The sequence below is a fragment of the [Actinomadura] parvosata subsp. kistnae genome, from assembly GCF_900323885.1.
GTDB classification, from domain to species: domain Bacteria; phylum Actinomycetota; class Actinomycetes; order Streptosporangiales; family Streptosporangiaceae; genus Nonomuraea; species Nonomuraea composti.
In genome coordinates, this window is the sequence record NZ_OOHJ01000006.1 from 92983 (window position 1) to 109989 (window position 17007).

Annotated in this window: 16 protein-coding genes; 4 read left to right on the forward strand and 12 right to left on the reverse strand. The window is 70.1% G+C overall.

Annotated elements, in window-relative coordinates; genetic code table 11:
• Positions 1–180: 180 nt before the first annotated feature.
• A complete protein-coding gene (locus KIS93_RS04060; protein ID WP_186403638.1) occupies positions 181–840 on the forward strand; it encodes a carboxymuconolactone decarboxylase family protein in 660 nt (219 codons plus the stop codon).
• A 682-nt stretch (positions 841–1522) separates the two neighbouring features.
• On the opposite strand, the gene KIS93_RS04065 is transcribed toward KIS93_RS04060, so the two are convergent.
• From KIS93_RS04065 to KIS93_RS04090, 6 genes are all read right to left on the reverse strand, one after another.
• Positions 1523–2371: an SAM-dependent methyltransferase gene (locus tag KIS93_RS04065; RefSeq protein ID WP_186403639.1), complete on the reverse strand. Its 849-nt coding sequence runs from the start codon at positions 2369–2371 to the stop codon at positions 1523–1525.
• 36 nt (positions 2372–2407) lie between these two features.
• The gene (locus KIS93_RS04070; RefSeq protein ID WP_186403640.1) at positions 2408–3559 is read right to left on the reverse strand and encodes a pyridoxal phosphate-dependent aminotransferase; all 1152 of its coding nucleotides are present in this window, start codon (positions 3557–3559) and stop codon (positions 2408–2410) included.
• A 186-nt stretch (positions 3560–3745) separates the two neighbouring features.
• Positions 3746–5335: an alpha/beta hydrolase gene (locus tag KIS93_RS04075; protein WP_186403641.1), complete on the reverse strand. Its 1590-nt coding sequence runs from the start codon at positions 5333–5335 to the stop codon at positions 3746–3748.
• A 135-nt stretch (positions 5336–5470) separates the two neighbouring features.
• Complete coding sequence (locus KIS93_RS04080) at positions 5471–6892, reverse strand: aminomethyltransferase family protein (protein ID WP_186403642.1); 1422 nt, start codon at positions 6890–6892, stop codon at positions 5471–5473.
• Positions 6893–6917: 25 nt separating this feature from the next.
• A complete protein-coding gene (gene purU / locus KIS93_RS04085; protein WP_246005172.1) occupies positions 6918–7829 on the reverse strand; it encodes a formyltetrahydrofolate deformylase in 912 nt (303 codons plus the stop codon).
• A complete protein-coding gene (locus KIS93_RS04090) occupies positions 7793–8530 on the reverse strand; it encodes a methylenetetrahydrofolate reductase (protein ID WP_222107230.1) in 738 nt (245 codons plus the stop codon). Before KIS93_RS04090 ends, purU begins: the two co-directional genes overlap by 37 nt.
• A 309-nt stretch (positions 8531–8839) precedes the next feature.
• Between KIS93_RS04090 and KIS93_RS04095 the strand changes: the two genes are divergently transcribed.
• The gene (locus KIS93_RS04095) at positions 8840–10021 is read left to right on the forward strand and encodes a cytochrome P450 (RefSeq protein ID WP_246005173.1); all 1182 of its coding nucleotides are present in this window, start codon (positions 8840–8842) and stop codon (positions 10019–10021) included.
• Positions 10022–10028: 7 nt separating this feature from the next.
• Here the strand turns inward: KIS93_RS04095 and KIS93_RS04100 are convergent, their stop codons facing one another.
• Both KIS93_RS04100 and KIS93_RS04105 read right to left on the reverse strand, forming a co-directional pair.
• Positions 10029–11234 carry an FAD-dependent oxidoreductase gene (locus KIS93_RS04100; RefSeq protein ID WP_186403643.1) on the reverse strand — a complete coding sequence of 402 codons (1206 nt, stop codon included), beginning with the start codon at positions 11232–11234 and terminating at the stop codon, positions 10029–10031.
• The gene (locus KIS93_RS04105) at positions 11231–12616 is read right to left on the reverse strand and encodes an amidohydrolase (protein ID WP_186403644.1); all 1386 of its coding nucleotides are present in this window, start codon (positions 12614–12616) and stop codon (positions 11231–11233) included. Before KIS93_RS04105 ends, KIS93_RS04100 begins: the two co-directional genes overlap by 4 nt.
• 70 nt (positions 12617–12686) lie before the next feature.
• Between KIS93_RS04105 and KIS93_RS04110 the strand changes: the two genes are divergently transcribed.
• Positions 12687–13280, forward strand: a complete 594-nt coding sequence (locus KIS93_RS04110) for a TetR/AcrR family transcriptional regulator (protein WP_186403645.1) — start codon at positions 12687–12689, stop codon at positions 13278–13280.
• Here KIS93_RS04110 and KIS93_RS04115 read toward each other — a convergent pair whose 3' ends face one another.
• The 4 genes from KIS93_RS04115 to KIS93_RS04130 all read right to left on the reverse strand — a co-directional run bounded on the left by KIS93_RS04115 (position 13281) and on the right by KIS93_RS04130 (position 16367).
• Positions 13281–13889, reverse strand: a complete 609-nt coding sequence (locus KIS93_RS04115) for a PadR family transcriptional regulator (protein WP_168015997.1) — start codon at positions 13887–13889, stop codon at positions 13281–13283.
• 681 nt (positions 13890–14570) lie between these two features.
• Entirely contained in the window at positions 14571–15107 is a 537-nt protein-coding gene (locus KIS93_RS04120) for a TetR/AcrR family transcriptional regulator (RefSeq protein WP_186403646.1), read from the reverse strand.
• 142 nt (positions 15108–15249) lie between these two features.
• Positions 15250–15726, reverse strand: coding sequence for an RICIN domain-containing protein (locus KIS93_RS04125; RefSeq protein WP_186403647.1), 477 nt, complete (start codon positions 15724–15726; stop codon positions 15250–15252).
• Positions 15727–15917: 191 nt separating this feature from the next.
• Positions 15918–16367, reverse strand: coding sequence for a protein-tyrosine phosphatase family protein (locus KIS93_RS04130; protein WP_222107231.1), 450 nt, complete (start codon positions 16365–16367; stop codon positions 15918–15920).
• Between the two features lie 180 nt (positions 16368–16547).
• On the opposite strand from KIS93_RS04130, the gene KIS93_RS04135 reads away from it, so the two are divergent.
• On the forward strand, positions 16548–16979 hold the full coding sequence (locus KIS93_RS04135; protein WP_186403649.1) for a YbaB/EbfC family DNA-binding protein: 432 nt from the start codon (positions 16548–16550) through the stop codon (positions 16977–16979).
• Positions 16980–17007 lie beyond the last annotated feature (28 nt).

Genomic DNA, 17007 nt, shown 5'->3' on the forward strand with positions numbered 1-17007 from the left:
TACGCCTCCTTGGAGTCAGACTCCTGACACCATATCCCCAAACGAGGACTTGAAAGTCCCCATTTGGGGATATATCGTGAGCTGATGAGGCGGAAGACGGCGCGGCCCCGCCCCGGCGAATCTCGCCAAGCCTCTCGGCCCCTCACCACCCCATCCCACGATCAAGAGAAAGGCCGGCCCATGGTTGACCTCCCCAGCAGCCCGCTCGCCGCCGTCGACACCGAGTTCGAGAAGATGGCGCTGGAGACCGGCGGGTTCACCTTCGGCCTGCCGGGCACCAGCGTGCGCGAGAAGCTGCTGCAGGTGACGGCGCACGACATCTGCCGCGCCAGCTTCGGCCTGCCCTTCAAGATGCACGTCACCGCGATGAACATGCACGGCATCCCGTACGCGGACATGCTGGCGCTGATCAGGTTCGTGGCCCCGTACTCCGGCTACCCGTCGGCCGCGGGGGCGCTCGGCCGGGTGGCGGAGATCGCCGGCGAGCTGGGCCTCGACACCACCGCCGAGCCGTCCCGGGTGACGGACGGCTCGACGGGCGGCTCGGCAGACGTCTCCTGGCCTGTGGCGGACTCGTGGATGGCCGGGTTCGTGGCCTCCCGTACCGGGAGGGCCTGGTCGGAGGAGCGGCTGAGCCCGCGCGAGCGCGCCTTCGTCGCGCTCACCGCGCACGTCACCCAGCGCGCGCTCGGCGAGTCGTTCCACCGGCACGTCGAGCTGGCCCTCAAGGTCGCCGGCGCGGACGACGTGCGTGACGCCGTCCGCTTCACCGCCGAGATGGGCGTCATCGAGACGTGTGCCGCGCTGGAGGAGCTGGAGAAGATCCTGGCCACGTCCTGACCGCGGGCATCTCAGCCGATGCCGGTCAGGGCCCGACGCGTGCTTCTCGCCTGTTTTGTGAAATCCGATTTGCGCTTGTGCAGCGCGGCCACCTCACGCTGCACGTGGTGCAGGTCAGCGGTGTCCGTGCGCGTTTCCCGACCGGGGTTCGTACCAGTTCAGCCAGACAGCTGAAGACGCGGCCGGCGGCGTGCATGGCCGAGCGGATCCACTGCTGCACCCGCTGAGCGAAAGGCCGCAGGCCCGCCACCGCCAGCCCTGCCAGGCCGACGAGCACTCCGCCCATGGGAGCGTGGTCACCGCCACCTGCAAGATGCTCGCCGCCACCGAGACGCGGTAGGCGTGCGCCGTGGTGCGCGGCGGCACGCCCTCCTTGCCCCTCACGTAAGCGGCGAGCGCGTCGCTGCCCGGTCCGGCGTTCGCGCCGTCGAGCCGGTGGGCGCGTGCACCCTCCATGCCGGGTCCCCCGCTGGGGCGGGCGACGGTTCGACCCGGCTCAGCCTGTCTGGTGTGCCGTCCGCACGGCGGAGAGAACGCGGTTCGCGAGGCGCATCGCCCGTGCGTCCAGCCGAGCCTGGCCGGCAGGCCGTCCTCGCCCGCGACGGCGCGTGTCAAGCCTCCGGCAGCTTGACCTCGCCGATGAGCCCTTCGTCGTCGGAGGCCGCAGCGATGCGGGTCGTGGTCATTCGGGCTTGGCGAGCCGGGCGGTGCCCAGCCAGCCGGGGCCGGAGCCTTCCCTGGAGGGGTCGAACGCGGCGGGCACGGGGCGTCCGTACGTCGCGGCCACTTCGGAGATGTCCCGGACCTGCGGCGTCCACCCGTGCCGTCTCAGCCACAGGCCCGGCTCGCCCTCGGGGCCGCCGAGCCAGATGTTCGCCATCTCGGCGGAGATCGCCTGCCTGGCCGCCCGCAGCGCCGGACTGTCCGGAACGTGCTCGAAGGCCACGACGCTGCCGGGCGCGGACAGGCTCGTCACCCGGGCGAGCAGGCCGTCCGCGGCCTCGGGCGTCAGGGCGTACAGGATGCCCTCGATCAGCCAGGCCGTCGGGACGCCGGGCACGAACCCGGCCTCGCGCAGCGCCAGCGGCCAGTCCAGCCGCAGGTCGGTCGACACCTCCACCCGCTCGCACGCCGGCTCCGCGTCCTTCAGCACCGCGGACTTGAACGCCAGCACCTCGGCGACGTCGATCTCGAACACACGGGTGTATTCCGGCCAGCTCAGCCGGTACGCGCGCGCGTCCATGCCGGCGGCCAGCAGCACCACCTGCTCGCAGCCGTCCGCCGCGGCCCGCAGCAGCTCCTCGTCGAAGTAGCGGGTGCGTACCGCCACCTCTTCGCCCATGAGCGCGACGAAGCCCGCCCAGGCGGTGGGTGCCGTGTCCCAGTAGCCGTCGCCGCCGGCCGCCTGGACGAACCGCTCGGCGTAGGGGTCGTGGAAGAGCCGGTCCGCACGGCTGTCCTCCATCGCGCGGATGGCGGCCACGCCGATGCTCGTTTCGGCGATGCCCGCGAGGGACGAAGGTGTGCTCATGCCTGCTCCTTGGATGTGATCGTTGTCCCGGGCCCGTCAGCCCAGCGCCGCCTCGACGCGGGCCCGCAGGCTGGACAGGCGGGCTACCGGTTCGTTGCTGAACACCAGGCGGACGTGGCGGGTGGCGACGGCTCCGCCCCAGGCGGTCATCGGTGTGGCGGCGACGCGGCCCCGTGCCAGGAGGCGATCCGACAGCTCCTGCGCCGTCAGGGACAGGGCCTCGGCGTCCAGCAGGCAGGACCAGCCGCCCGCGGCGGGCACCACGGGCAGCCCCGCCAGTTGCTCGATCACCACGTCGTGGCGCGCCTGGTATTCCGCGACCGCCTCCCGCACGCCGGCCCCTGACGGATCGCGTAGCGCGGCGGCGGCACCCACTTGGGCGAAGCCGCTGGCTACCGTCGTGTTGTAGATGGTCGCCAGCCGGATCCGCTCCATGATGTCGGCGGGCCCGGCGATCCATCCGATCCGCCAGCCGATCATCCGGTATTCCTTGGACATCGACCCGATCACGATGGTCCGCTCGGCCAGCCCGTCCACTCGGCACGGGTTGATCCGCGGATGGCCGTCGAAGACGATGCGCTCCATCGCCGCGTCGTAAATGAGGTACGCCCCCGTCCTGGCGCACACCTCGGCAATCGTCTCCCAGTCATCCTCGTCGAAGACCATTCCGGACGGCATCGACGGGCTCATCAGCAGCAACGCCGCGGCCCGGTCCACCTCGACGAGCTCCTCCCGGTCGAGCCGCCAGTAGCCGCGTTCGACCCGCAGCGGGACCAGCCACGGATGCGCCCCCGCCAGCCGTACCCGCTGGAGCAGGCCCGCATAGGTCGGGTCGGTGAGAAACACCGGATCTTCCGGCTCGGTGACCGACAGCAGCACGGGCATGACCGCCGAGGTGCCACCGGAGGTGATGACGATCTGCCGGTCCGGGTCGTAGCCGAGCCCCGTACGCGTCAACAGCTCGGCCGCCACCGCCTCGCGGAGCACGGGAAGCCCGGTGAGCGGCAGCCAGCTGTTGCCCTGCCGCTCCAGCAGCGCCTGCGCGGTCGCCTGCACCGCCACCTCCGGCGGCGCGATGTCGGTGTCGAGGTTCTCCAGCCGCAGCACGTCCGGATCGTCCCCGGCCGCCGCGGCCACCTGATCCAGGCCGATCGGCTGAACAACGGCAAAGCGGGAGTTCGGGCGCACGCAACCCTCACCTCGGCAGTCCACGACGCGGCGGCGAACCGACGACGGACCTCATCCGCCGGCTACCGTTCCTGATGTGTATCGACCCTAGAAGGCGGTCGTGGCGGCGTGCATCCGTCAGGTGACTGGTGGGCGGCGGCCTGCCGGGCGATGCCTGGCCCGGCAGGCCATAGTGGTCGATTCTCGCTATTCAGCCCCGGGCAGTGCGGTCCTCGGCAGCGCGGGAACGGCGCTGCGCACCGACTCGCCGGCCGAGGCGGCCGCCGGCACCGGCAGGGCATGGCCGGGGATGGTGATGTCGCCGGCCGGCAGTTTGCCGTCGACCAGGTAGTCGGCGCCGATCTGCTGCGCCGCGGGGTTGGTGGAGATGAACGGACCGGCGAAGACGGTGTGCTTGCCCGAGTCCAGCTCCGTGACGAGCACCGAGCTCGGCAGCGCCTGGTGCATCTTCACAGCGCCCTCGTACGGGGTGGCGGGGTCGTCGACCGAGTTGAACATGAGGATCGGCGGCAGGCCCGCACCGGTGGGCAGCACCCGCTGCTGGTTCGGCACCGCCCAGCTCGCGCACGCGGCGCCGCTGGTCCACATGTTGAGGTAGGCGAACTGCGAGGTCTGGGCCGCCTGGCCGGCGTCGCGCTCGTACTCGATGGTCTCGGCGGGGAAGGGCGCGTCGCGGCAGATGATGGCGTTGTAGGCGGCGTTGTAGTTCTCGTTGGCCGCGTCGGCGGAGGGCGCGGCGAAGGCGACCAGCATGCTGTCGTCATGGTTGACGACGTAGTCGCTGAGCGCCTGGGCCAGCGGGATCCACAACGACTCGCTCAGCGCCGAGCCGTAGGCGAGCGAGAGCAACTCATTGCCGCCGACCTCGCCGTGCGGGGTGGTGCGGAACTCGGTCAGGGTCGCGTTCCAGGCGGCGCGCGTCTGGTCGAGGGTGGTGCCGAGGTGGAAGACGTTGTCGTACTTGGCGACCCAGCTCAGCCAGGCGTCGTGGCGCTTCTGCATCTTCTCGTTCTGGGCGAGGGTCGCCTTGTACCACATGCGCTCGGGGGTCGGGTCGACGTTGCCGTCGAGGATCATGCGGTCGACGCGGCCGGGGAAGAGCGTGGCGTAGACGGCGCCGAGGTAGGTGCCGTAGGAGAACCCCAGATAGCTGATCTTGGATTCGCCGAGCTGGGCCCGGATCTGGTCCATGTCCTGGGCCACGTCGCGGGTGCCCATGTGGGCCAGTAGCGGGCCGGCGTTCTTGGCGCAGGCGGCGGAGAAGTCGTCCCAGTACTTCCAGAGCTTCAGCCGGTTGGCGCTCGCGTCCGGGTCGAGCTGCGGCCCGGCCCAATAGGACGGGTCGACGCAACTGATCGGCGAGCTGTGTGCGACACCGCGCGGGTCCAGGCCGATGACGTCGTAGGCGGCCAGCACCTTGGCGGGCAGCCGGGTGTTGCCGGAGGCGTCCGCCTGGGTCAGCCGGCCGATGTAGTCGGCTCCGCCCCGGCCCGGGCCGCCCGGGTCCATGAGCATGACGCCGCGCCGCTTCGCCGGGTCGGTCGCCGCCGACTTGGAGATCAGCAGCGTCGTCGTGCCCGCGCCCGGGTTGGCGTAGTCGATGGGCACCTTCACCTTGGCGCAGGTCAGGTGGGGGTACGGCGTGGCGATGTCCGCCGGGCACGCCCCGAAGACGAGGGCGGACGACCCCTCGGGCGTCGCCGCCTGCGCCACCGCCGTTCCGCTGGATGCCGCGACGACCAAGGCGGTCACGCCGAGAGAGATGAGCTTACGCATGGAGCCCCTTGCGTACGGATCAGAGTTGACGGCCTGAAGGTAGATCCCGGCGAGGCTCGGCACATCGGTCGCGCGACGGGCGATGCCCGGTTGACACCTGCCCCATCTGTTTGTGTGGATCAGTCGTCTGACTGGTCACGGCGACCCGGCGGCCGTCATCGTCGCCCGTTTCACCTCGCGGACGTGCCGGGCGTACGGTGCCGGCGCGACGGTGGCGCGGACGGTCGTCTGGTGGTGGCGCTCCACGTGGGGCTTTCTGGAGCCACCGTCCGGCTCGCCCCAGACGAGCACGACCTGCGTTCCAGGAGTCGCGTGCCGCTCGTTGAGCATGGCCAGCGAGAGCACGGCGCCCTCGTTGTTGCTGTAGCCGCAGTGGCTGGACAGTCCCGCCATCCCGCCGGCCTCGTCGCGGACCTCGTCGAACTGGGGGAAGCCGTAGAACGAGACCGGGAAGTCCAGCGACTTGAACCGGGGGCCCGTCCCGAACTGCGAGGCCAGGATCCGCAGCACGTCCTCCTCGTTCCAGACGAGGGTCACCTTCCTGCGGTGCGGCCGGGAGGCCAGGCTCTCGAGCGCCGGGCGGCCGATGAAGTCGTGGTCGAACTTGAGCAGGCGGTCATAACCCAGATCCCACGGGGTGACGTAGTAGTCCTCGATGTCGGCCGAGACGAAGCTGCCGCCGAGTTGTGCGTTGGCCTCCCAGCCGGTCGCCGGCAGCCACTGCCTGAAGTGCCTCAGCTCCTCGCCGGTGTAGATCCCGGCCAGCGGGTAGGCGATCCAGCCGCTCTCGAAGATGGTGCTGAAATACGACTGGGTGCCGCCCTGGACGATTCCGTACTTCTCGCCGGCCGCGAGAATGGCCGACCGTACGGTGTCGAGCTCCTCGTACGGGCCGGACAGCTCCACTCCCTGGTGGCCGGCCATTCCGTGGCGCAGGGCCAGGACCTCGGCTCCGCCGATCCGCACCCGCGCGGTCCTGAAGAACGGGATGTCCGGCACCGGCCCTTCGACGGCGTCGCCGAAGGTCTTGCCCGCGTGCGGCCCGTCGAGCTGGAAACGGTAGAAGACGCGCCTGCCCGCCGGGTTGTACGGAGTCGGCGCGTCCCGCTCGATCGTGACGTCGTATCCGCCCGTCTCCGCCTGGTAGTGCACCCAGTTCAGCACCGCCATGCCGCTGACGAGCTCGAAGCTGTCGGCGCCGAGGCAGTACACGATGCAGTCGCCGACCACGTGCCCGCGGGGCGTGCACGCGACGAGCTGCTTGGCCCGGCCCGGGCCGAACCCGGCGAAGGTGTTGATGCCGACCCGCGTCAGCAGGCGCAGCGCGTCCGGGCCTTTCAGGAACAGCTCGGGCATGTGGTGGGACTGGTCGAACAGGATCACGCTCTCGCGCCAGGCCCGCTGCTCATCCCGCCAGTTGGAGAATTCCGGCGGGACGAACGCCGAGGTCAGGCTCGTACGCGCCCGGTAGTGCGGGGCGATGGTGTCGTTGTGGAAGTAATCCACCAGGTTCGGCGTCGCGTCGATCAGGTCCTGAAGGGACCGTCCTTCTCCCATGAAAGGGCCTCCTTGTTTGTTGGCGTCAGAAGACGATCGTCTGGTTGGCGTGGCGGATCACCCGGTCCTGGCAGTGCCACAGCACGGCGCGGGAAAGGACCTGGCGTTCGATGTCGGCGCCGCGCCTGACGAGTTCGGCGACGGAATCACGGTGGGACACCCGGACCACGTCCTGTTCGATGATCGGCCCCTCGTCGAGGTCCTCGGTGACGTAGTGGGCGGTGGCTCCGACGAGTTTCACGCCGCGGTCCTTGGCCTTCTGGTACGGGCCCGCGCCCACGAACGCGGGCAGGAACGAGTGGTGGATGTTGATGATCGGCACGTTCACCTGCTCGATGAACGACCCGGACAGGATCTGCATGTATCTGGCCAGCACGATCAGGTCGGCGTTGCCCGCCAGCAGCCGGAGGAGCTCGGCCTCGGCGGCCCGCTTGTCGCCGCCCTGGGACGGCACGTGAAAGAAGGGAACGCCGAAGAACCGCACGTCGTCGGCGACATCCGGATGGTTCGAGATCACCATGGGGACGACGGCCGGCAGCTCGCCCCGGCGCTGCCGCCACAGCAGGTCGAGCAGGCAATGGTCGGATTTGGACGCGAGAATGGCGACGCGCAGCGGGACCGAGAGATCGCGCAGCCGCCACCGCAGGCCCAGTTCGTCGCCAACCGTGCCGGCGAGGTCCTTCTCCAGCGCCGGCAGGGCGGCCGCGAGATCCTTCACGTGCACGACGGTCCTCTGGAAGAAGGCGCCCGCTTCCACGTCGTCGGTGTGCTGGTCCAGCGCGACGATGTTGGCGCCGTGCCGCGCCAGCATCCCGGCGACGGCGGCGACGATGCCGGGCCGGTCGTCGCCGTACACGATCAGGCTGGCGTGGTCATGGAGCATGGGCGCCCGGTTGTGCGTCATGGTGTCCTGGCCGATCTGTGCTCGTGCGCCCACCGGGCCGAGGCGGGCAGGTCGCCGAAGGTGTAGAGGTGCAGGCGGACATCGCCGTGCCGGGCGGGGTCGAGCTGGCCCCGCAGCCGCTCCACGAACCGTTCCGGTCCCGCGGTGGCCAGCAGGTTCGTCAGCGAGATCCCGTACTTGCGGACGATCCCCGCCGATGAGTTCACCCCGAAACGGCGGGCGTACCGGAGCAGCCGCTTGACCCCGACCGGCCCCGGCACGCCGACCCGTACGGGCGAGCGGATTCCCCGCGCGCGCAGCTCGCCCAGCCAGCGCACGATGGGCGCGGCGTCGAAACCGAACTGCGTGATGACGGTCATGCCCAGGTCCTGCTCCAGCAGGGCGCGATGTTTGTCCTCAAGGGCCCGCCACAACTCGGCGGGCGGAATGTGGGGATGCCCTTCCGGGTAACCGGCGACGCTGACCTGGCGGACGCCGGACCGGGCGAGCAGCCCCGTGCGGATGAGGGCCGGCGCGTCCTCGTAAGGGCCTGCGGGCCGGGCCGGGTCGCCGCCGACCACGCACACCTCCTCCGCCGCGCCGGCGTCGGCGAGGGCGGACAGATGCCGCATCAGCTCCCGCTCGGAGGTCAGGCGCCGGGCCGACACATGGGGAACGGCACGAAAGCCGAGCCGGCGTATGACCCGTGCGGCGTGCACCCGCAGCGCGCTGTCCTCACCGGCGAGAAACGTCACATTGACGCGGGTCCCGGCTGGGAGGAGTCCGGCCGCTTTCTCCAGTGCCCCGGCGTCCTTTGCGGTCATCTCCAGCGAGAAATCGCTCAGCAGGTCACCAGGACGCTCGCTGATTACGGGATCGCCATCCGCTTTCACCCGTCACACCTTTCCGATGAAGCCTCGCCTCCGAACGGAAGGTAGGGCGGTCGGCACGGTGTCAGGGCGAGATTCTGTATCGCAGAGCGGGGGTTCACGGCGACCGGCTCGTGCGACCTTTTCCCCTCTTTCCCCATTTCCGTCTTGCCGCCGGAAGAAGGGTGGTCATTCGTGAGCGAAGACTTTCCGATGCCGCGAACCTGTCCGTTCGATCCGCCACCGCGATATGCCGAGCTGCGCGAGGAGGCACCGGTCATCCGCGTCTCGGTCCCGGGTGGCAGATCGGCCTGGCTGGTCACCGGCCACGCGAACGTGCGCGCGACGCTGACGGACCCGCATGTCAGCTCCGATCGCACACATCCCGCTTTTCCGCTCGTCATGCCGGGGTTCGGGGAGAACCTCAAGGGGTCGATCCTGAGCATGGACCCTCCGGAGCACAACAGGCACCGGCGCATGGTCACCCCCGAGTTCACGGTCCGGCGAGTGCAGGGCCTGCGACCTCGCATCCAGGAAATCGTGGACGAGCGGATCGACGAACTCCTGGCCGGCCCGCGCCCCGCCGATCTGGTGCAAGCCCTGTCACTGCCCGTCCCCTCACTGGTGATCTGTGAGCTGCTCGGCGTGCCGTACTCCGAGCGGGACTTCTTCCACACCCGCACCGCCGAGATCGTCAGCAAGAGCACCACGGCCGAGCGGCGCATGGCGGCCATGGGCGAAGTCCGGAAGTTCCTGCACGAACTCGTCACTCACAAACAGGGCGATCCGGGAGAGGATCTGCTGAGCCGCCTGGTGGTGAAATATCAGGAGGCCGGCCTGTTCGACCACCAGATGATGTCGGCTATGGCGCTCACCCTGCTCATCGCCGGGCACGAGACCACCGCCAACATGATCTCACTCGGCACGGTCGCGCTTCTCGAGAACCCGGACCAGCTCACCGAACTGCGGGACGATCCGTCGTTGATGCCGGGCACGGTGGAGGAGCTGCTGCGCTACTTCACCATCGCCGAGACGGCGACCTCCCGGGTGGCGACCCAGGACATCGAGGTGGACGGCGTGCTCATCCGCGCGGGCGAAGGGTTCATCGCGGCCGGCGCCTCGGCCAACCGCGACCCCCGCGTCTTCGCGGACCCGGACACGCTGGACATCCGTCGCTCGGCACGGGGCCACCTGGCCTTCGGCTACGGCGTCCACCAGTGCCTGGGACAGAACCTGGCGAGGCTGGAGCTGGAGATCGTCTACACGACGCTGTTCCGCCGGCTGCCCGGGCTGAGGCTAGCCGTGCCCTTCGACGAGCTGCCGTTCAAGCACGACGCGAATGTGTACGGGCTCCACAGCCTCCCCGTGACGTGGTGAGTCTCCGTCACGGGGACGGCAGCCGGGGCGCTCCCGTCCTGGCAGGGGTGCGGGTGACGCACGACACCATCAGCGCCGCCCGCCGCCCGATCGCCGGCACGAGCCCGGCCAGGGCGAACGCTGCCGTCCGCACCACGTGCACGGCCATGGTGTCGAGGCTGACCAGCCGCATCAGCCGGTCGGTGAAGCCGACGACCTGCCCGGCCGCGGCCATCCGGCGGCGCCGGTAGCCGGCCAGCATGGTGTCCGCGTCCGCGCCGCCGTGCACGGCGGCCAGCGTGGCGGCCAGGTCGCAGGCGTCCTGGATGCCGGTGTTCATGCCCATCCCGCCGGCGGGGCTGTGCACGTGCGCGGCATCGCCGGCCAGGGCGACCAGGCCACGGCCGAAGTCGTCGGCGAGGCCGTGGTGCAGCAGGACGCCGGCGCTCTTGTGCACCGTCGTGACCGTGGCATGCGGCAGCCCCCGGCGCCGCAGGTGCGCCTGCACCTCGGAGAGAGCGGGCGGTTGCGGGCGCCGGCCGCCGGGAGAGCGTACGGAGATGATCAGGCGCCACCCGCCGCCGGGCATCGGAGCCATGAACAGCAGCCCGTGACGGCTGGGCGTGATGTGGGCCAGGGCGCGGTCAGGCCCGCCGGTCAGCTCCACGTCGGCGGTCAGGAACGCGGTGTCGTAGGTGTGCTGGGGGAAGCCGATGCCGAGTTGCTCGCGTACGGTGCTGTGCAGGCCGTCCGCGCCGGCGACGCATCGGGCGCGCACGGCGAACGGCCGGCCCTGCGCGTCCTTGCCGGTGACCTCGCAGCCGTCCCCGTCCTGGCGCACGCCGGTCACGCGGTGACCGGACAGGATGGCGTGCCCCTGCGCGGCGAGGCGGTCGCGCAGGACGGACTCCGTGACGGCCTGCGCAACGATGAGGAAGTACGGGAAGGCCGTGGGCACGGTGCCGAGCGGGATGTGCATGAGCGCGTGCCCGCGCACCGCGACGCGGAAGGTGCCGACCCTTGTGCCCCTTTCCAGCAGCTCCGCGGCGACGCCGAGCTCGTCGAGCACCTCCAGCGCGCCCGCGTGCACGACCAGTCCGCGCGACTCCTTGACGGGGCCGTCGCCGTCGTCGAGCAGGACGAACGGCACGCCCGCGCGGGCCAGGCCGAGTGCCGTGACCAGCCCGGCCGGCCCCGCGCCGACAATGCAGACAAAAGTCTCGTGAATGTTCATCGTGCCCGCCCTCCGTCGGCGGCGGCGAGCGCGCGCACTTCGCGCGCGGTGGTGGCGGCGTCGATCCGGGTGAGCCTGCCGTCCTCGACGACGGGTGTGCCGTTGACCAGCACCAGGGAGGCGATGTCGCTGAGCCCGGTGAACAGCAGCGCTGCGAGGGGGTCGTGCGTGCCCGCCCGGTCGACGGTGGTCAGGTCCCAGCAGGCGATGTCGGCGGCCTGTCCCACGGCCAGGGAGCCGAGGTCGGGCCGGCCGAGGCAGGCGGCGGAGCCGCGGGTGGCCATCGCCAGCAGCTCCCTGACGGTGGGCCACTCCCCCGGGTCGGTGCGGTGGGCGCGGTGCGCGAGCGCGGCGACCCGCAGGTCGCCGAGCAGGTTGGCGCCGTCGTTGGTCATGGAGCCGGTGGTGCCGAAGCCGAGCGTGACGCCGGCGTCGAGGTAGCGGCGCACGGGGGCCAGGCCCCAGCCGAGCTTGAGGTCCGCGGCCGGGATGTGGGCGACACCGATGCCGGCCGCCGCGTACTCGGCGATCTCCTCCGGTGGCGGTGTGACCCCGTGGGCCACCCACAGCCGGTCGCCGGTGAAGCCGTGCTCGGTGAGGATGCGCCATGGCGAGGTGCCGAATCTGGCCCGGGCGAACCGGGTGTCCTCGTGGTGGTGCAGATGGGTGTGCAGCCGTACGCCTGGATGATCGGCGGCCAGGTCGGCGAAGGCGCGGAACATCTCCGGCACGTCGGCGACCACCCCGGAGGGGGCGAGAACGATGCGGGTCATCGCGTACGGCTCGGGGTCGTGGTGGGCCGCGATCAGTTTCTCGGCGTGCCGGATGACGGCGTCGACCGGTTCGGTGAAGACGTCGCCGACCATGCCGCCGCGGGCGCGGGAGAAGGTCACGCTGCCGCGGCCCGCGTGCAGCCGCACGCCGACCTCGGCGGCGGCCTCGATGACGGCCTCGACGTACGGTTCCGGCTCCTCGCCGGGGAAGACGGTGTGCTGGTCGGCGACGGTGGTGACGCCGCCGAGCACGGATTCGGCCAGGACGGCGCGGGCGGTGGCCCTCATGTCGGCGGCGCCGAACCGGCCTTCACGCCAGCGCCGCAGCACCAGCTCGTCCTGCAGGCGCAGGAAGTCCGGCATGCCGGAGCGCTCCAGCGGCGGCAGGGTGCGCAGCGAGGCTTGGAACAGGTGCTGATGGGCGTTGATGAGGCCGGGCAGGGCGAGCAGGCCGGTGCCGTCGATGACCCGGTCGGCGTCGTCGGCGGGTAGGTCGTGGCCGATGGCGGCGATGCGCGGCCCGTCGATGAGGATGTCCGCGTCGCTCAGTTCCCGGTCCTCGGTGTCGAACGTGGCCACGTACGCCAGCCTGCGGAGGAGGACTTTCATGATCACCCCTACTGTAAACAGTCGTTTGCAAACGATCGTATGCATACGGGTGGTGATATTGTCAATCGGCATGGAGGAAAAGGGCGGCGAGGGATGGGCGCCGGTCATGCGCTTCAGCGAGCGTTCGGCGCCGACGCGGCGAGCGATCCTGGAGGCCGCACGGACCAGGTTCGCCAAGGACGGCTACGACCGGGCCACCATCCGCGCGATCGCCGCCGACGCCGGGGTCAGCGCGGCGATGGTGGTGCGCTACTTCGGCAGCAAGGCCGACCTGTTCGCGCTGACCACCAGGGCGGGATTCCTGTCACTGGACCTGACCCACGTGCCCGTCCGCGAGATCGGGCGCCGGTTCGTCCGGGCGGCGCTCGAACCGTGGGAGCGCGGCGATGACGAGGCGATGGCCGCGCTGCACCGCTCCGCCACGACCCACGAGGATTCGGCGAAAGCCGTGCAGGGGCTGCTCACCCACCAGGTCCTGCCCGTGCTGAAGGCGGCCTTCCCCGACGATCCCGGCATCGAGGCGAAGGCCGCCCTGGTGCACGCGCAGGGGCTCGGCGTCATCGTCGGCCGCTACCTGCTGCGGCTGGAGCCGCTGGCCTCCATGGACTTCGACGCTCTCGTCGCCTGTGTGGGCGACAGCGTGCAACGTTATCTGGACGCTTGACTACGGCTCGCCCCGCAGCGGCACGCCTTTGCTCTCCAGCTCATCCAGCAGGGCCAGCCCCTCCTTGGCCCACTGGATCTCCATGCGTGCCTTGGCGATCTGGCCCCTGAAGGTCAGCTTGCGGAAGGCGACGATGGCCTCGTGCTCCTCCTGCGGCCGCTGGGCCAGGCGCTCGCGCAGCAGCGAGACCCGCCGGTTGTCCACGTCGTCCAGCACCTGCTTCCAGATCTGCAGGGCGCGGGTGTAGTGGTTGAGATGCTCCTGCATCTGGCGGCGGGCCGCCTCGTAGGTGGACTGCTCGAAATGAGCCGCCTTCAGCCGGTACACATCCCGCTCAGGCTGGTACGGCGTGAGCTCGCGGATCCACCGCTGGAACTCCTCCAGACCGGCCTCGTTGATGGAGTAGATGCGCTTCTTCGCGTGCTCGCCCCGGGGGACGATCTCGACGTCCACGAGGCCGTCGCGCTCCATCCGCCGCAGTTCCGGGTAGATCTGGCTGTGCGGCGCACTCCAGACGTAGGCCACGCTGCCGTCGAAGTACTTGACCAGTTCGTAGCCGGTCATGGGCTCGGCGGTCAGCATGGCGAGCAGCGCGTGACGAAGCGACATGAACATCCACTAATGAGTAACGTGACAGGTACGCATAACAGTATCAATGAAGGTACCTTGCGTCCTGGGTCGGCGGCGGTGTCATCCCGTTTGAATGGTGTGCCCGCTCATGCCCGCGCGCGCTCCGGTAGCCGGCGAAGGGCGGCCTTCGCCGCGGTCGCCATGGCTCTCGCGGCGCTCGGCGTCTACCTGACAGTGTGGCCACCTGCGCCGCAGGGCCGAAGCACGCGGTGCGGGCCACCGCGGTGAGCACCCCGGCCCCGCCCAGAGCGGCCCCGCTGCCTTTCGACCTCTACTCCTACCTGCCGATGCGCGAGGAGCAATGCGCCGCCCCGGGGCCGCCGGCGAGCTGAAGCAGATCAGGCAGAGCGCCAGGCACTCCGTCGTCTTCGTCGTCGCCATGACCCGCCGGCCGACCAGCAGGCGCGGTGAGGAGCGGCTGACACCGGAGCTGGCAGTCACGGTAGGCCGGTCCGGCGCGGCCTGGCGCATTCTCGATGTCCAGCCGGCCACCCAAGGGCAGGGCGGGGACTGCCTGTCCCTGAGTCCGCACCGCCGGATCCGTGCCACAAGCAGGGCGGATGAGCCGAAGCGGCCCCCCTTGGCGGCGGTGCGGCCGCCGCCGGTCGGGACGAGCAGTGCCACCGGGGGTGAGGCCGCCTCATCGGGGTGAGCAGCGTGTCAGCCGAGGTCTCCGGTGAGGTGGCGCTGCACGACAGCGCCCTGGACAGCGACCAGTCGCTCGCGGTCGAGCGAGGCGAGTGGCTGCACGCGCAGGACGTACCTGGCCGTGGCCAGCCCCAACAGGTGGGCGCCCGTCAGGTTGGCCCGCAGTTCGGCGTGATCGGCCCCGATGGCGCGGGCCAGGGGCAGCATCACCTCCTCGGACATGAACGCCGCCACCATCGCCGACGCACTCGGCGACGCCGACGCCCCACGCGCCACCGCCAGCAGCCGTGCCCCCGTGTCCGGCGTTTCCCACAGCTCGAGGTATCGGCGCAGCAGCCGCTTGCCCAGCGTCCCGGTCTCCCCCTCGAACACCAGGGCCAGCAGGGACCGAGTCGGTGGATCGACCCGCAGGGCGGCATCGAACAGCCCGTCCTTGTTGCCGTAGAACTGCAGGATCAGCGCCGGATCGACGCCGGCCACGGCGGCGACGCCCCGGATGGTGGTCGTCGTGTAGCCGCGCTCGGCGAAACTCTCCTGCGCTGCTCGCACGATGGCCTCGCGGGTCCCCGAAGCCCCTGGACGGCGTCCGGGACCTCGTCTCTGGCGGGTCTCACTCACTCCTGCAAAATAACTCATCGATGTTGAATTCGAGGACGCGGACAAGTGCCCTGCCCGGCCGGACGAGCAAGCACTAGTCGATGTACCAGTAGCCCATGTCACCTGGTGCGACATACACCTCGAGGCGATCCCACTCATGCACGAACAGGCGGCCCGCGTCGGTGCCACTGACGATACTGTTCTTCGCCCCGGAGTCAGCGATCCTCCAGTGCCTGCTCGTCCAGTCTTCGCAAGTGCCCGAGGTGACCGGCGATGTCGCGATCAAACACCTCCCGGTCCACCTGTTCTTGAGTAGCCGGTGATCGCCGTTCCACGAGCTGTTGATCCAGTGCCACTGCTGGGCCTGGCTGTCATCTTCGCAGACCCAGGTGATGACCTTGCCGCTCTCGTAGGTGCTCAGACAGCCGCCGGTGGAGGCGTTCCGGAATGACCAGTAGAGCACCGCGGTAGCCGTCTCGGCTGTGCGGGGGACGGCCTGGGCCGGTTGCGCCGGAAGAAGACCGCACACAAGTGCTCCGGCTGCCATGACGCTGTTCGCGATCTTCCGCACTGGGATCCCTTCATGAAACTCTGTCTACGCATCCCGGCGGACAGGCCCCTGTAACCACATCTCGGCTTGCAGAAAACCCTTGAGAGAATAGATCGAGGCGACATCAGCCGAATCAGTCGCACGACCGGTCTGACGCGCCCTGGTGTCGCAACGCGCCTTCTACGGGCGTGCCGTGCAAGGTGGATGAGCGGTCAACCACGCCAGGTCGCGTAGATATGGTCCGCCCAGGCCAGCCGATGGTCTCCGACTTCCGCAGCCATGACGGCACTCAGCCGTTCCAGGGACAACGCCGCTTCCTCGGCGGTCATGCCGGTGAACCGGAGTAACGCGTAGGCGAACATTCCGGTCCGGTGGATCCCCGCGGAGCAGTGGACCAGCACGTGCCCGCCATCGCGCAACAGGGAACTCACCTGCATGAGGGCGGTCCCCAGCCGTTGATCGCTGGTGGGCGGCGGAGGGGCCGCGCCGGGAAGGGGGATCCATATCCATGGCAGGCCGAGCGCCCTGACGGCAGAGCCGAGCTGCAGGGCACCTTCGTGCCGGGACAGCAGCGTCACCACGTGCGTCACGCCCAGCGATGCGATGCCCGGCAGCGCCCTCAGTTGCGGCCGTCTCGTCACGGAGAGCGTTCCGCTGCCCACGGAAATCTGATCGACAGAGGGTCGGGATGGCACGAATGGGGATGCTATCGGCGAGCCCGCCGATGCCGCTGCAGGTTTGTCGGCCAGCCGTTTGGACGGCTGGCCGCATCAGCGGGCCCTCGCGTAACCGGTCATGCGACAGATTCGTCCCGTGCCTGAGTGGACATAACGTGCGGGAGCATGATCGAGCGGGATCTCGGGCATCTGGACATCGACAGGCTCCTGAAGAACGCCGACGCGCAGATGGCGCGCTCGGCCGACCTCGGCACCGCCATGGCCGGGCTCGTGGGCCGGGCCGAGGACGAACTGGTGACGGTCACCTACGCCGGCACCGGGCTCGATGACCTCCGGCTGCACCCTAAGGCGATGCTGCTCACCTCCGCCGAACTGGCCGAGCGCGTCAAACGTGCCATCGAACAGGCCGCGGCGGACCTGCGGCGGCAGACGACCGAGAAGATGGAGGAGGTCTTCGGCGAGGAGAACCCGCTGCGCCCTGACCTTGACCCGGAACCGGCTGCGGAACAGGCGCGTCTGTTGCGGGCGGCACAAGATCGCATGTTCGGGGACCCCGCGGGAGAGATCCATCGGATGGTGCAGCGCCTCGAGTACTGAGGCCGCTCCCGACGACGACGCCGGCAAC

Bases quoted from the DNA above. Each gene is read 5' to 3' on its own strand.
- KIS93_RS04060 (WP_186403638.1), top strand. From the start codon at position 181: ATGGTTGACCTCCCCAGCAGCCCGCTCGCCGCCGTCGACACCGAGTTC.
- KIS93_RS04075 (WP_186403641.1), bottom strand. From the start codon at position 5,335: ATGCGTAAGCTCATCTCTCTCGGCGTGACCGCCTTGGTCGTCGCGGCA.
- KIS93_RS04115 (WP_168015997.1), bottom strand. From the start codon at position 13,889: ATGTCGCTTCGTCACGCGCTGCTCGCCATGCTGACCGCCGAGCCCATG.
- KIS93_RS04135 (WP_186403649.1), top strand. From the start codon at position 16,548: ATGATCGAGCGGGATCTCGGGCATCTGGACATCGACAGGCTCCTGAAG.
- KIS93_RS04080 (WP_186403642.1), bottom strand. From the start codon at position 6,892: ATGGGAGAAGGACGGTCCCTTCAGGACCTGATCGACGCGACGCCGAAC.
- KIS93_RS04065 (WP_186403639.1), bottom strand. From the start codon at position 2,371: ATGAGCACACCTTCGTCCCTCGCGGGCATCGCCGAAACGAGCATCGGC.
- KIS93_RS04105 (WP_186403644.1), bottom strand. From the start codon at position 12,616: ATGAAAGTCCTCCTCCGCAGGCTGGCGTACGTGGCCACGTTCGACACC.
- KIS93_RS04100 (WP_186403643.1), bottom strand. From the start codon at position 11,234: ATGAACATTCACGAGACTTTTGTCTGCATTGTCGGCGCGGGGCCGGCC.
- KIS93_RS04110 (WP_186403645.1), top strand. From the start codon at position 12,687: ATGGAGGAAAAGGGCGGCGAGGGATGGGCGCCGGTCATGCGCTTCAGC.